Origin of the sequence: Bradyrhizobium centrosematis (genome assembly GCF_045571495.1) — a bacterium.
GTDB lineage: Bacteria > Pseudomonadota > Alphaproteobacteria > Rhizobiales > Xanthobacteraceae > Bradyrhizobium > Bradyrhizobium centrosematis.
Window position 1 is genome coordinate 5,767,347 of sequence record NZ_CP120703.1, and the last position, 13,260, is coordinate 5,780,606.

Genomic DNA, 13,260 nt, shown 5'->3' on the forward strand with positions numbered 1-13,260 from the left:
GCGCTTGAGCACTGGTTTCTTTGGCGTGGGAATAGACCGCCCACGGCCTCAACGTAGTCCCACGTCCGGTGCGTTGACTCGTCACAAGCGATCTGGTTCCATGAGTTCCATTGGTGGAACAAAGAATTGAATGAAGGGTTTTAAATGAAGAAGGTACTGCTTTGGACGATGATGCTGGCTGCGGGTGCATTCATCAGCTCGTGGGAAGTAAGAGCTAATCCTGTACCGATAGCCATAGGTCCCGAATTCTCATTATCGGCAATTGGCGACGGAACATTCTTCCCGACGCACAACCCGGTCGGGACGTTTATATTTCGCGACACGCCGATTGGGCAATCATCGCTTGCCGGTCTTCTGCCTCCTCCTGGCACCCAAATTGGCTCTGGACAGGGCTGTCTTGGTCCCTTCTGCTGGAACAACAACTTCGTGCGCTTTCAGCCCACCATAGTCGGCGGCTGGTTTGAACTGGATTTGGTGTTGCCTTTGCTCGTCCCGGATGGAGCTGGCGGCACGCGCGAAACCTCGAGCGGGATCACGTTCTATGGCTCGGTACCTGGCCCCATCGCCGGTGCAGGTCTTCCGGGACTTGTCGCAGCGTTTGCATGCTTGATGGCTTGGCACCGACGTCGCGGGTTGAAGGAGCCACCAGCAACGGCATAGTCCCCTACCAACAACCGAAAGCGCGATGACGATTGATCAAAATCCCATCGCGCTTAGGTTGCGGAGGATAAACGGACCCTCGGCAGCCGACGTCATGAGAACGACCCGGATCGCGCAAAGCCGCGAATGCCCGATCGGGCCCAGGCCATCTACGCCACGAGCTGCCTCGCCGCTGCGGAGATCATCACCAGCCCGCCGGTGATCACCGCGACATCGAGGATCGCGGTGTGGATGTGCAGCGGCATCCGCTCGACGAAGGCCTTTGCCAGGAACGCGCCGGGGATCGCGATCGCGCCGATCAGGAGCGCGAAGGCGAGCACCTGAGGGGTGACGGCGCCGGCGAGGCCGAACACCGAGATCTTGATGACGCCGGTGCCGAGCGAGATCATCGCGTCGGTCGCGATCACGGCGGCACCCTCTAAGCCGGCGGCCATCAGAAGCGAGAGCAGGATCACGCCGGAGCCCGAAGTGCCGCCGACCAGCACGCCATAGCCGACCGAGCCGGCGGCAAGGCCGCTGTCGCCGATCTTGACCTTTCGGCGGCGGAGCACGCGGCGCAGCGGCACGCTCAGGATCAGCATGGTGCCGATCACGAGCGCGGCGCCCGCGTTGGTGAGGCGCGTGTAGCCGTAGGCGCCCAGCGCGGTCGTCAGCGCGGCACAGGCGAGCACGATCAGGGCGCGGCGGCGGTCGGCATAGCGGAGATAAGCGATCGCGCGGCTGCAATTGGTGAAGATGGCGGAGATCGCGATGATCGGCACCACCGGCTCGGCGCCGACCAGCGGCACCAGCACCAGCGGCATCAGGGCGCCGGTACCGTAACCGGCGAGACCACCGATGATCGAAGCAAACAACGCCATCAACGCGACCAGCAGCAGCTGGAAAATCGAGATGTCGGCGAAGCCTGAGACGATGGTCACGGTCTCTCATCGCGGCTGATGCGAGCCGCAGCTTGATCGGCGATGGCAGCGAGTGCGGCTTGCTCTAGTGGAAAATCCGCGGCAAGCCAAGCGTCCTCGGCGAGCGTCAACACGTGTCCGAGTGCGGGTCCCTCCGCCATGCCGCGCGCGATGAAATCGGCGGCCTTGAGCGGAAATTTCGGCGCGGTCCAGCGCTGCGGCAGCTCGGCGAGCGCGCGCCAGTGCATCGAGGTGACATCGCTGCCATGCCGTGCCCAGCCGAGCAACACGCGATCGTGATAGCGCTCGGCCCCGAGCCGGTAGAGCAGCCGCCGTGCATTGGCTTCGTCCTTGGTGGCGAGGCGCCACCAGCGGTGCCCCATCGAATCCAGCGCCTTGGCCTCGGCATTGGACAGCCGCAGGCGCGCCGCGACGCGCTTGGCATCCTCCGTCACCGCGACGGTCAGCGCGGCGAGCCGCCGCGTCGCTTGCGCGGACAGGCCGAGCTCGCGCTCGATTGCGATCATCGTCGCCAGCGGTCCGGTGTAGACGACGCCGCCGGTCAGCGCCTGCAGCAATCCGCCCTCGGCCATGGCGAGCGCGGCCGCGGATGCACCCGATGTCACCAGCAGCTTCAGCATCTCCATCCGCACCCGCTCGGCCGAAAGGCTGGCAAGGCCGCCGCGGCCGCGGATGCAGGCGAGATAGCCGTCGCGGTCGGGCTCACCTGCGCCGAAGGCGGCGTGGATGCGGAAGAAGCGCAGGATGCGCAGAAAATCCTCGGCGATGCGCTGATCGGGATCGCCGATGAAGCGCACCCGGCGCGCTTTGGCATCCGCGATGCCGCCGACATAGTCGTAGACGATACCGCGCGCGTCGACCGAAAGGCCGTTCATGGTGAAGTCGCGGCGCTCGGCGTCCTTCACCCAGTCGCGGCCGAACGCGACCTTGGCCTTGCGGCCGAAGGTTTCGGTGTCCTCGCGCAGCGTCGTGATTTCGTAGGGACGGGTGTCGATGACCAGCGTGACGGTGCCGTGATCGATGCCGGTCGGCACGCTCTTGATGCCGGCAGCCTTGGCGCGCCGCATCACCTCCTCCGGCCGCGCCGTTGTCGCGATGTCGATATCGCCGGGCACGAGTCCGAGCAGTGCGTTGCGCACCGCGCCGCCGACCACACGCGCCTCCTCACCATCGGCGTTGAGCAGATGCAGGACGCGCGCGGTCCCGCCTGAGATCAGCCAGGGCGCATCGGCAAGTAACGGCGCAACAAATGGCTCCTGGCTCATCGTGCGGCCCCTATTTTTCCACGCCCGGCACCAGCCTGCCGTTCTCGATATGAGCGGGAACGTAGGTCGAATCCGGCGGCGCGCCGGAGAAATGCGCAAGTCCGATCAGGCCTGCGATGACCAGCACGATCGCTGCCAGCGCAAGGCGCGCGACGATCTTGACTGGCCAGGACGAGTGCGCGAACAGGCCGGACCGCGTGGCGGCCAGGAACAGCGCATAGACGGCAAAGGGAATAAGGAAGATTCCGATCTCGGTCAGAACCGGCCGGATCATGACGAATAGATCCGCTCATACAGCACACGCAGCATTCCGGCCGTGGCGCCCCAGATGTAACGCTCCGCGAACGGCATCGCATAGTAGGACCGCGGCGTGCCGCGGAATTCCTTGCTGTGCACCTGATGGTTCACCGGATTCATCAGGAAGGATAGCGGCACCTCGAACGCATCATCAACCTCGGAATGGTTGATGCTGAGCGAGAAGCCCGGCCGGACCTTCGCTACCGTCGGCAGGATACGGAAGCCGAAGGCGGTGCCGTAGAGATCGAGATAGCCGAGCGGCTCGACGAAATCTCTGGACAACCCGACCTCCTCCTCGGCCTCGCGGAGCGCCGCGTCCAGCGGCGAGGCATCGGTCGCGTCGATCTTGCCGCCGGGAAAGGCGATCTGGCCGGCATGATCGTTGAGATGCGCCGAGCGCTGCGTCAGCAGGATGGTCGGCTCGGGATGGTCGACCACGGCGATCAGCACCGCCGCGGGACGCACCGGCTGCTCGCGCGCGACGATCTCCAGCATCTTGTCGGTGCCGGGATCGCCCGAGGCCGGGATGATGTTGGGATCGTAAAGGCCGGGCGGGACGTCGAAGCCGAGCCTCGCCTTCGACCGGGCGAAGAAATCCGACGCGCCGATGGCGACAGGATCACTCTTCAGGATAGGCTTGTTCAAAGCGCGGCCCTCACCTGCTCCGCATCGGCCATGGCGAAGAATTCGCCGGATGATTCGACGCCGAACATCGGCTGGCCATCGACCATCCGCTCCTCGCCCATGTCAACCAGATCGTAATAGAGCGCTCTCGTGACCTTGGCCCAGAGATCGGCGCGGACGTGCAGGTAAGGCGTCAGCCCGCCGTCCGCGGCCTGCTCGAAACGCAGCCGGTGCGCGGCATCGCAGGTGACCCAGTCGTCGACATTGGTGCGGAAGCGCAGCACGCGATGCTTCTCCTCGCCTTCCTTCTGCATCTCGACCGCCATGAACGGCGCATCGTCGACGCGAATGCCGACCTTCTCCACCGGGGTGACCAGAAAGTGCTTGTCGCCCTCGCGCTTGAGGATGGTCGAAAACAGCCGCACCAACGCGGGACGCCCGATTGGCGTCCCCAAGTAGAACCAAGTACCATCGGCGGCGATTCGAATGTCGAGATCGCCGCAGAACGGCGGATTCCACAGATGCACCGGAGGCAGGCCCTTTTTGGCGCCTTCGGCACTGGCAGCGCTTTTGGCGGCTGCAGTCAGCCCCTCGAGACCACGATCGGCGCTCTGCCCTTGGTTCGCCATGGTTTGCCCTGACTTTGTCCTTTGGCACGATTGGTGCAGGTCTACGTTGTACTCGGTTGCGCGGTTCCATCCGGAATAGTCCGGTGTGGAGGTCGCCACTTCGTGATGCCGTACATAACCCGAAGCCGATAAGGTGGGGATAGGTTAATTCAACGAATACATGGCCTTCCTGCAAGTCTAGCATAGGCCCATGATCTGACGTGATGCGATGACATGATGGCCCAAGCAAGCCGCGTGGCGGGCTGAAGGAGCGAACGGATGGCAGAGAGTGTCGAGAAACTGGAGGACGGAATCGTCCGTTCGGCCGAGCAGGTGTCGAGCCAGGTTCGTGCAGCGAAGGATGCGATCGCCTCCGTCATCTTCGGCCAGGATCGCGTGATCGAGAACACGCTGGTCACCATCCTCTCCGGCGGCCATGCGCTCTTGATCGGCGTGCCCGGCCTTGCCAAGACCAAGCTGGTCGAGACGCTCGGCGTCACGCTCGGTCTCGACGCCAAGCGCATCCAGTTCACGCCGGACCTGATGCCCTCGGACATTCTCGGCGCCGAGGTGCTGGATGAGAGCACCGCGGGCAAGCGCGCCTTCCGCTTCATTTCGGGTCCGGTGTTCGCGCAGCTGCTGATGGCCGACGAGATCAACCGCGCCTCACCGCGCACGCAGTCGGCGCTGCTGCAGGCGATGCAGGAGCAGCACATCACCGTGGCCGGCGCGCGCCACGATCTGCCGAAACCCTTCCACGTGCTCGCCACGCAAAACCCGTTGGAGCAGGAAGGCACCTATCCGCTGCCCGAGGCGCAGCTCGACCGCTTTCTGATGGAGATCGACGTCGACTATCCCGACCGCGATGCCGAGCGCCGCATTCTGTTCGAGACCACCGGCGCCGAGGAGACGCTGGCGAAGGGGGCGATGACGGCCGATGCGCTGATCACCGCGCAGCGCCTGATCCGGCGCCTGCCGGTCGGCGATTCCGTGGTCGAGGCGATCCTGTCGCTGGTGCGCTCGGCCCGTCCGGGCCCTGATGCCGGCGAGGCCGGCAAGTTCATCGCCTGGGGCCCGGGTCCGCGCGCCAGCCAATCCCTGATGCTGGCGGTGCGCGCGCGTGCGCTGATCGACGGGCGCCTCGCGCCCTCGGTCGACGACGTGCTCGACCTCGCCGAGCCCGTGCTGAAGCACCGCATGGCGCTGACGTTCCAGGCGCGCGCCGAAGGCCGCACGATTCCGGACGTGATCCGGCAATTGAAGACACGGATCGGTTGATGGCAGCGGAGAACGGGCACACGGCGAAGGAGATCATTGCGATCCGACGTGCCGATGGCGAAAGCCGCACGCTCGCAGCTTCCTTGCCGCGCCTGGTGCTAGAAGCCCGCCGCATCGCCGCCAACGTCATCCACGGTCTGCACGGACGGCGCCGCGCCGGCTCCGGCGAGAATTTCTGGCAGTACCGCCGCTTCGTCTCCGGCGAGCCGGCGCAGAACGTCGACTGGCGCCGCTCGGCGCGCGACGACCATCTCTATGTCCGCGAGCTCGAATGGGAAGCCTCGCACACGGTCTGGATCTGGCCGGACCGCTCGCCCTCGATGGCCTTCGCCTCCAAGACCGCGCGCGAATCCAAGCTCGAGCGCACGCTGATCGTCGCCTTTGCGCTGGCCGAGCTGCTGGTCTCCGGCGGCGAACGCGTCGGCATTCCCGGGCTGATGGCCCCGACCGCGAGCCGCAACGTGATCGACAAGATGGCGCAGGCGATGCTGCATGACGATGCCGACCGCCTCAGCCTGCCGCCGTCCTTCGTGCCGGCCGCGCTGGCCGAGACCATCGTGCTGTCGGATTTCTGGTCGCCGATCGCCGAGATCAGGGCGACGCTCGCCGGGCTCTCCGGCTCCGGCGCGCATGGCACGCTGGTGCAGGTCGTCGATCCCGCCGAGGAATCGTTCCCCTATTCCGGCCGTGTCGAGTTCGTCGAGCCCGAGGGCTTCGGCGTGATCACCGCCGGCCGCGCCGAGAGCTGGGTGCAGGATTACACCGCGCGACTCGCGCTGCACCGCGACCAGATCCGCGCCGAGACGGGCAAGCTCGACTGGCTGTTCACCACGCATGCCACCGACCGCTCCGCTGCCGAGCTCCTGCTGTTCCTGCATGCCGGCATGCAAGTCAGCAAGTCGGGCGCCCGCAGCACGACGATCAAGGCGGGGCCGGCCGCATGATGGGATTGCCGCTCGCCTTCACCGAACCGCTGCTCCTGATCGGCCTCGTCAGCCTGCCGGTGCTGTGGTGGCTGCTCCGCGTGATGCCACCGCGGCCGCGCCGGATCGAGTTTCCGCCAACTCGCCTGTTGTTCGACATCGCACCGCGCGAGGAGACGCCCTCGCGGACGCCGTGGTGGCTGACCGCGCTGCGCCTGCTCGCCGCCGCGCTGGTGATCTTCGCGGCCGCCGGCCCGATCTGGAATCCGCAGGCAGGGCTCGCCGGCAGCAAGGCACCGCTGATGATCATGTTGGACGACGGCTGGAGCGCGGCATCGCACTGGGACGTCCGGATCAGGGCCGCCGACGAGCTGATCGCCAACGCCGACAATGATCGCCGTGCGATCGCGCTGGTGCCGCTGTCCGAGCCGAACCGCGACATCACCCTGATGCCGGCGGGCGCGGCGCGCGTGGCGCTGCGTCAACTCGCGCCAAAGCCCTATTCGATCGACCGCGTCGAGACGCTGGCTGCTATCGACCGCTTTCTCAAGGCGACCGGTGATTGCGAGATCGCCTGGCTGTCCGACGGCGTCGACACCGGCCGCGGCGAGGATTTCGTGGCCGGCCTCGGCAAGACCATCGGCGAGCGCAGCCTGACCGTGTTCGAAGGCGGCACCTCCGCGCCGCTGGCGCTGGTCGCGGCCGAGAACATGGCCGCCAGGATGACGGTGAAGGTGCTGCGCACCGACAGCGGCATTGCCGCCGGCACCGTGCGCGCGCTGGACCAGAAGGCCTCGCCGATCGGCGAAGCCCGCTATTCGTTCGGTCCGCAGGACAAGGAGACCGACGCTGTGTTCGATCTGCCGGTCGAGCTGCGCAACGACATCACCCGGCTCGAGATCTCGGGCGAGCGCTCCGCCGGCGCGGTGCAGCTGCTCGACAAGCGCTGGCGCCGCCGCGCCATCGGCATCGTCTCGGGCTCGACCAGCGAGACCGCGCAGCCGCTGCTGGCGCCGACCTTCTATCTCACCCGCGCGCTGGCGCCGTTCGCCGACGTCAGGCTCGCCGACAAGGGCTCGCCGCAGCAGGGCATCACGCAATTCCTCGATCAGAAGCTGCCGATGATCATCCTCGCCGATGTCGGCACCATCGCGCCGGAGCTGCGCGAGCGCCTCAATGCCTGGATCGACCAGGGCGGCGTCCTGGTCCGGTTCGCAGGTCCGCGCCTGGCGCAGGCCGAGGACGACCTCGTGCCGGTCAAGCTGCGCAAGGGCGGCCGCACGCTCGGCGGCAGCCTGACCTGGGAGAAGCCGCAGCACCTCGCCTCCTTCGCCGCCGATGGCCCGTTCGCCGGCGTCGCAGTTCCCAAGGACGTCGCCGTCAGCCGTCAAGTGCTGGCCGAGCCCGACGCGGTGCTCGCCACCAAGAGCTGGGCCTCGCTGGAGGACGGCACGCCGCTCGTCACTGGCGAGCATCGCGGCAAGGGCCTGGTCAGCCTATTCCACGTCAGCGCCGACATGCGCTGGTCGGACCTGCCGATGTCGGGCACCTTCGTCGAAATGCTGAGGCGCGTGGTCGACATGTCCGGCTACACGTCGAAGCCCGGCGCCGGCGTCGCCAGCGAAGCGACCTCTGAGACGGTGGCGCCGCTGCACATCCTCGACGGGTTTGGCGCCTTCGGCCCGCCGCCGGCGACCGCAAAGCCGCTGCCCGCGGATTACCGCGACCGCGCCACCCCAGATCATCCGCCGGGCTTCTATGGGCCGGCCGAAGGACCGCTCGCCGTGAACACGCTTGCCAGCGCCGACCGCATCGCGGCCCTCAACACCGCGAGCCTGCGCGCCCGGCACGCCACCTACACCAATGCCGAGCCGCAGGACTTGCGCGGCTGGCTGCTGTCGACGGCGCTCGCGCTCTTCCTGATCGACGCCATCATCGTCGCGGTGCTCGGTGGCGGGATCGCCGCGCTGCTGCGCCGCCGCGCCGCGCCCGCCATCATCGTGCTTGGCCTCGTGCTCGCAGGACTCCTCGCGCTCGCACCGGCGCCGTCACGCGCGGACGGCGTCACGGACGATTTCGCGATGCGGGCGACGGCGCAGACCCGCCTCGCCTATGTCGTCACGGGCAATGCGGACGTCGATTCCATCGTCAAGGCAGGAATGAACGGGCTGACGCTGTTCCTGGCCCAGCGCACGGCGCTCGAGGCCGGCGACCCCGTCGGCGTCGATCCCGCGCGCGACGAGCTGGCCTTCTTCCCGCTGATCTACTGGCCGATCGTGCCGGGCGCACCCAAGCCGCCGCAGGACGCGATCAACAAGATCGACGCCTACATGAAGCAGGGTGGCACCGTGCTGTTCGACACCCGCGATGCGATCGAAGCCCCGCCGGGCGCGAACGGCGCCGCGCAGACCCCGGGCATGCAAACGCTGCGCGAGATCCTGTCCTCGCTCGACGTCCCCGAGCTCGAGCCGGTGCCGCGCGAGCACGTGCTGACCAAGACCTTCTATCTGCTGCGCGACTTCCCCGGCCGCTTCGTGACCGGCCAAACCTGGGTCGAGACCCTGCCGCGCGACGACGACGAGGACAGCGCGCAGCGGCCGGCGCGCGGCGGCGACGGCGTCTCGCCGATCATCATCACCTCGAACGACCTCGCCGGCGCCTGGGCCGTGCGGCCCGACGGGCAGGCCATGCTGCCGGTGACCGGCGGCGACACGCGCCAACGCGAATTCGCCTACCGCGCCGGTGCCAACATCGTGATGTACACGCTGACCGGCAACTACAAGGCCGATCAGGTGCACGCACCCGCCCTGATCGAACGGCTGGGGCAATGATGCGGGTGACGAGCTTGAACCATGGGCCTCGTCATTTCGGGATGGTCCGAAGGACCAGACCCGGAATCTCGAGATTCCGGGTTCGATGCTTCGCATCGCCCCGGAATGACGTTGATTGGGTGGTTCGATGAGCTACGGCATCGCATTCACGCCGCTTGTTCCCGCGATCGTGCTGTGGTTCGCGCTCGCCGCGATCGTCATCGTCGCGCTCGTGCTGCTGGTTACGCGCGCGCGCGGCGCCGCCGTGCGCGTGGCCGCGCTGGCGCTGATCCTGCTGGCGCTTTCCAATCCCTCCTTCACCCGCGAGGATCGCGAGCCCCTCACCTCGGTCGCCGCCATTGTGATCGACAAGAGCCCGAGCCAGAATTTCGGCAGCCGCAATCGTGAAGCTGCGCAAGCGCAGGAAGCGCTGGTCGACAACCTGAAGAAGATCAAGGGGCTGGAGGTGCGCGTCGTGGAGGCCGGGCAGGCCGACGGCGAGACCGACGGCACAAAGCTGTTCGGCGCGCTCGCCTCGGCCCTCTCGGACGTTCCGGTCGATCGTGTCGCCGGCGCGTTCCTGATCACCGACGGCCGTGTCCATGATATTCCGGCGAACGCCGCCGCGCTCGGCTTCCAGGCGCCGGTGCAGGCGCTGATCACCGGCCAGAAGGACGAGCGCGACCGCCGCATCGCGATCACCGCCGCGCCGCGCTTCGGCATCGTCGGACAGACCCAGACCATCAGCTACCGCCTCGACGACCAGGGCGTCACGGGCGAGCGCGCCAAGGTCACCATCCGCAGGGACGGCGAGGTCATCAACGAGCGCACGCTCTCGAGCGGCCAAAGTGCAAGCGTCGACGTCGACATCAAGCATGCCGGCCCGAACATCGTCGAGATCGAGGCCTCCCCGCTCGAGCGCGAATTGACGCCGGTGAACAACCGCGCCGTCGTCGCCATCGACGGCGTGCGCGACAAGCTGCGTGTGCTGCTGGTCTCGGGCGAGCCGCATTCGGGCGAGCGCACCTGGCGCAACCTCTTGAAGTCCGACGCCAGCGTCGACCTCGTGCATTTCACCATTCTGCGTCCGCCGGAGAAGCAGGACGGCACGCCGATCAACGAATTGTCGCTGATCGCGTTTCCGACCCGGGAGCTGTTCCAGCAGAAGATCAACGAATTCCAGCTGATCATCTTCGATCGCTACGCCCGCCAGGGCGTGCTGCCGATCGCCTATTTCGACAACATCGCGCGCTATGTGCGCGGCGGCGGCGCGGTCCTGGTCTCGGCCGGTCCCGACTACGCCTCCAACACCAGCATCTGGCGCACGCCGCTGGACTCGGTGCTGCCGGCCGAACCGGTCGGCGTGACCGAAAAGCCGTTCTATGCGCATCTGTCCGACATCGGCAAACGCCATCCGGTCACGCGCGCCCTGGAGGGCTCCGCCAGCGAGCCGCCGCGCTGGAGCCGGTTCTTCCGCACCGTCGACACCCGCAATTCCGTCAACCCGCCGGTGATGACGGGAGCCGACGGCAAGCCGCTGCTGTTCCTGTCGCGGTTCGGCGAGGGCCGCGTCGCGCTTCTGCTCTCCGATCACATCTGGCTGTGGGCGCGCGGCTATGAGGGCGGCGGGCCGCATCTGGATCTGCTCAGGCGGATGTCGCACTGGCTGATGAAGCAGCCCGACCTCGACGAGGAAGCGCTGCGCCTCCAGGTGCAGGGCAAGAATCTCGTCGTGGTGCGCCAGACCATGGCGGACAGCGTCCAGCCCGTCAGCGTGACGTCGCCGTCGGGCGTGTCGCACGATCTGACGCTGAGCGCCGGCGATCCCGGCGAGTGGCGCGGGAGCCTGCCGGCGAACGAGCTCGGCCTGTGGCAGGCGACGGACGGCACGCTGAAGGCACTGATCAATGTCGGCCCGACCAATCCGAAGGAGTTTTCGGAAGTCACATCCACCGTCGATACTTTGAAGCCGCTGACGCAGGCGACCGGCGGCAACGCCGTGCGCGTGGCGAGCGGCGCCGGCGTCGAGCTGCCGCGCATCTTGCCGGTGCGTTCGGCCAGCGTCTTCGCCGGCGACGGCTGGATGGGCGTGCGGATGCGCGATGCCAGCGTGGTGAAGGGCGTCGGCGTCCTGCCGATCTTTGCCGGCCTGATCGGCCTCTTGCTGTTGCTCGGCGCGTTCGCGGCGACGTGGGTGCGCGAGGGGCGGTGATCTCCCAAGGCGCGATGAATGAGGTTGGTCGGCAACGGCTCACCTCTCCCCAATATGAGTTCGGATTCCTATCGCCGCGGACCTTGGTGAGGTCTTTGAGCATCTGCATGGCGAACCGCCGCCGGAGGAGCCGGTCCAACAATGACGCAGTGTCCCTGGTGTGATATCCAGCATAGGAAGAGGCTTAAGGAATGCCATGTCCGAGGAACGCCCCGACCTACCCTATGAGAAAGCGATCGAAGAGGCCGCCAAGACACTTGGCAAGGCCGTTGATGTGGTCAAATCGGCTTCGCCTGCCATCGACAACATTTATGGATGGATGATCGGTGACCGCGTTAGCGAGGCGCGGAAACGCAACGCCGATGCCTTTGCGCGCAAGACCAAGAAAATCATCGAAGAACGCAATCTAAAAGATGCGCGCCCACTACCGGAAGATCTCGCGACACCATTGCTCGAACAGGCACAACGCGAGAGTCGAGAGGAGATGCAGGAACTCTACGCTTCGCTGTTAGCGAATGCCATGGACCCTGCATATAGCAGCGATGTCAGACCGGAATTCATCCAAACTCTACGAAATTTGCAGCCGATCGACATCCTCGTGCTCCGGAAGGCAATGGAATTGCGAGATACACCAAATCCAACCTTCCACGAACCTCGATTGCGGGATGAAATGCCTGGTCATAGACAGTCAAGCTTGTCGATCAGCATAAACCATCTCGAAGCGCAAGGTTGCCTTCGCACACACCCGCAGGGCTACATCGTTTCAGCCTTCGGACAAGAGCTGCTTATCGCTTGCGACCCACACGTCGCGAAATGATTGCGGCAATCTCAGCAAACACACGGGCCACCGACTGGCAAACGATCCTGGTGCATCGGGCGAGTGGGGGAAAAAAGCTGGGAGCTTCGGGAGAGGTGGACCCTCGGCTCACATCGGTTCGACCATTACTCATCCCGCTTTAGTTGCCCGAACGACACATCGGGCCGGCTGCCTGCCGCTTGCGGGGCCGCCCGCCGTTGACATCCACCGACCGATCCTGCGATGTTACATTATAACATCAACATCGCGATGCCCCAAGGGTTGGCGCCTCGCGACGTGGGGTGGCGTTTCCAGATGAAGTGGTTCCGGTCGAACATCAGGCACGGTGCCCGGCTCGCGTTGTTCGCGATGCTGGTGCAGTTCGCGCTGACATTCGGCCATAGCCATTGGTTCGCCCAGGCCGCACCGCTTGCTCAGTCCTCGTTGGCGCAGGCCGATAACGCCAAGGGCGTTTCCGCGGTCGACCGCGCTGCAGTCCAGAAGCAATCGCCCGCAGGCCCCGACCGCGAGCAGCCGGGCGAGGATAATTGCGCGATCTGCGCCGTGGTCGCGATGGCGGGCACGATCCTGTTCGCGACACCACCTCTGTTGCAGCTGCCGCAGGCGATCGACCTGCTCTACCGCACCACCGACGCCGAATTTCTCCATCTGAAATCGGCCGGCACGGCGTTCCAGCCCCGCGCCCCTCCCGCGTCCTGACATCCAACATCGCTTGATCACGCCCGGGCTCGCTGCACATCGCCGAATGCCTGGGGAGAAGTTGAAGTCGAATTCCGTCGCGCCGCGACGGCAGGCCGCCTCCGATCAGCAGACAATCATCCGGACGGCGCCTGACTGGAATCAGGA

12 protein-coding genes are annotated in these 13,260 nt (G+C 66.3%); 7 read left to right on the forward strand and 5 right to left on the reverse strand.

The window, feature by feature from the left end:
- Positions 1-144: 144 nt before the first annotated feature.
- The gene (locus P6U31_RS27560) at positions 145-660 is read left to right on the forward strand and encodes a hypothetical protein (RefSeq protein ID WP_407184887.1); all 516 of its coding nucleotides are present in this window, start codon (positions 145-147) and stop codon (positions 658-660) included.
- 149 nt (positions 661-809) lie between these two features.
- Here the strand turns inward: P6U31_RS27560 and P6U31_RS27565 are convergent, their stop codons facing one another.
- The 5 genes from P6U31_RS27565 to P6U31_RS27585 are packed head-to-tail and all read right to left on the reverse strand — an operon-like array spanning position 810 to position 4,395.
- On the reverse strand, positions 810-1,580 hold the full coding sequence (locus P6U31_RS27565; protein ID WP_407184888.1) for a sulfite exporter TauE/SafE family protein: 771 nt from the start codon (positions 1,578-1,580) through the stop codon (positions 810-812).
- Positions 1,577-2,845 (reverse strand): CCA tRNA nucleotidyltransferase, encoded by a 1,269-nt coding sequence (locus tag P6U31_RS27570; RefSeq protein ID WP_407184889.1) that lies wholly within the window; start codon positions 2,843-2,845, stop codon positions 1,577-1,579. The genes P6U31_RS27565 and P6U31_RS27570 overlap by 4 nt, the downstream gene beginning before the upstream one ends.
- 10 nt (positions 2,846-2,855) lie before the next feature.
- Positions 2,856-3,119 (reverse strand): DUF6111 family protein, encoded by a 264-nt coding sequence (locus P6U31_RS27575; protein WP_407184890.1) that lies wholly within the window; start codon positions 3,117-3,119, stop codon positions 2,856-2,858.
- On the reverse strand, positions 3,116-3,787 hold the full coding sequence (locus P6U31_RS27580; RefSeq protein ID WP_407184891.1) for a CoA pyrophosphatase: 672 nt from the start codon (positions 3,785-3,787) through the stop codon (positions 3,116-3,118). Before P6U31_RS27580 ends, P6U31_RS27575 begins: the two co-directional genes overlap by 4 nt.
- Positions 3,784-4,395, reverse strand: coding sequence for a DUF1285 domain-containing protein (locus P6U31_RS27585; RefSeq protein WP_407184892.1), 612 nt, complete (start codon positions 4,393-4,395; stop codon positions 3,784-3,786). The genes P6U31_RS27580 and P6U31_RS27585 overlap by 4 nt, the downstream gene beginning before the upstream one ends.
- A gap of 258 nt (positions 4,396-4,653) precedes the next feature.
- Between P6U31_RS27585 and P6U31_RS27590 the strand changes: the two genes are divergently transcribed.
- From P6U31_RS27590 to P6U31_RS27615, 6 genes are all read left to right on the forward strand, one after another.
- Complete coding sequence (locus P6U31_RS27590) at positions 4,654-5,652, forward strand: AAA family ATPase (protein ID WP_407184893.1); 999 nt, start codon at positions 4,654-4,656, stop codon at positions 5,650-5,652.
- Positions 5,652-6,596: a DUF58 domain-containing protein gene (locus tag P6U31_RS27595; protein ID WP_407184894.1), complete on the forward strand. Its 945-nt coding sequence runs from the start codon at positions 5,652-5,654 to the stop codon at positions 6,594-6,596. The genes P6U31_RS27590 and P6U31_RS27595 overlap by 1 nt, the downstream gene beginning before the upstream one ends.
- Positions 6,593-9,406, forward strand: a complete 2,814-nt coding sequence (locus tag P6U31_RS27600) for a DUF4159 domain-containing protein (RefSeq protein ID WP_407184895.1) — start codon at positions 6,593-6,595, stop codon at positions 9,404-9,406. The genes P6U31_RS27595 and P6U31_RS27600 overlap by 4 nt, the downstream gene beginning before the upstream one ends.
- Positions 9,407-9,533: 127 nt before the next feature.
- Entirely contained in the window at positions 9,534-11,597 is a 2,064-nt protein-coding gene (locus P6U31_RS27605; RefSeq protein WP_407184896.1) for a hypothetical protein, read from the forward strand.
- Between the two features lie 196 nt (positions 11,598-11,793).
- Positions 11,794-12,414, forward strand: a complete 621-nt coding sequence (locus P6U31_RS27610; protein ID WP_407184897.1) for an Abi-alpha family protein — start codon at positions 11,794-11,796, stop codon at positions 12,412-12,414.
- Between the two features lie 294 nt (positions 12,415-12,708).
- Entirely contained in the window at positions 12,709-13,113 is a 405-nt protein-coding gene (locus P6U31_RS27615) for a DUF2946 family protein (protein WP_407184898.1), read from the forward strand.
- Positions 13,114-13,260 lie beyond the last annotated feature (147 nt).

Coding starts and splice junctions, on each gene's coding strand:
- P6U31_RS27560 (WP_407184887.1), top strand. CDS start 145: ATGAAGAAGGTACTGCTTTGGACGATGATGCTGGCTGCGGGTGCATTC.
- P6U31_RS27570 (WP_407184889.1), bottom strand. CDS start 2,845: ATGAGCCAGGAGCCATTTGTTGCGCCGTTACTTGCCGATGCGCCCTGG.
- P6U31_RS27575 (WP_407184890.1), bottom strand. CDS start 3,119: ATGATCCGGCCGGTTCTGACCGAGATCGGAATCTTCCTTATTCCCTTT.
- P6U31_RS27585 (WP_407184892.1), bottom strand. CDS start 4,395: ATGGCGAACCAAGGGCAGAGCGCCGATCGTGGTCTCGAGGGGCTGACT.
- P6U31_RS27590 (WP_407184893.1), top strand. CDS start 4,654: ATGGCAGAGAGTGTCGAGAAACTGGAGGACGGAATCGTCCGTTCGGCC.
- P6U31_RS27595 (WP_407184894.1), top strand. CDS start 5,652: ATGGCAGCGGAGAACGGGCACACGGCGAAGGAGATCATTGCGATCCGA.
- P6U31_RS27600 (WP_407184895.1), top strand. CDS start 6,593: ATGATGGGATTGCCGCTCGCCTTCACCGAACCGCTGCTCCTGATCGGC.
- P6U31_RS27605 (WP_407184896.1), top strand. CDS start 9,534: ATGAGCTACGGCATCGCATTCACGCCGCTTGTTCCCGCGATCGTGCTG.
- P6U31_RS27610 (WP_407184897.1), top strand. CDS start 11,794: ATGTCCGAGGAACGCCCCGACCTACCCTATGAGAAAGCGATCGAAGAG.
- P6U31_RS27615 (WP_407184898.1), top strand. CDS start 12,709: ATGAAGTGGTTCCGGTCGAACATCAGGCACGGTGCCCGGCTCGCGTTG.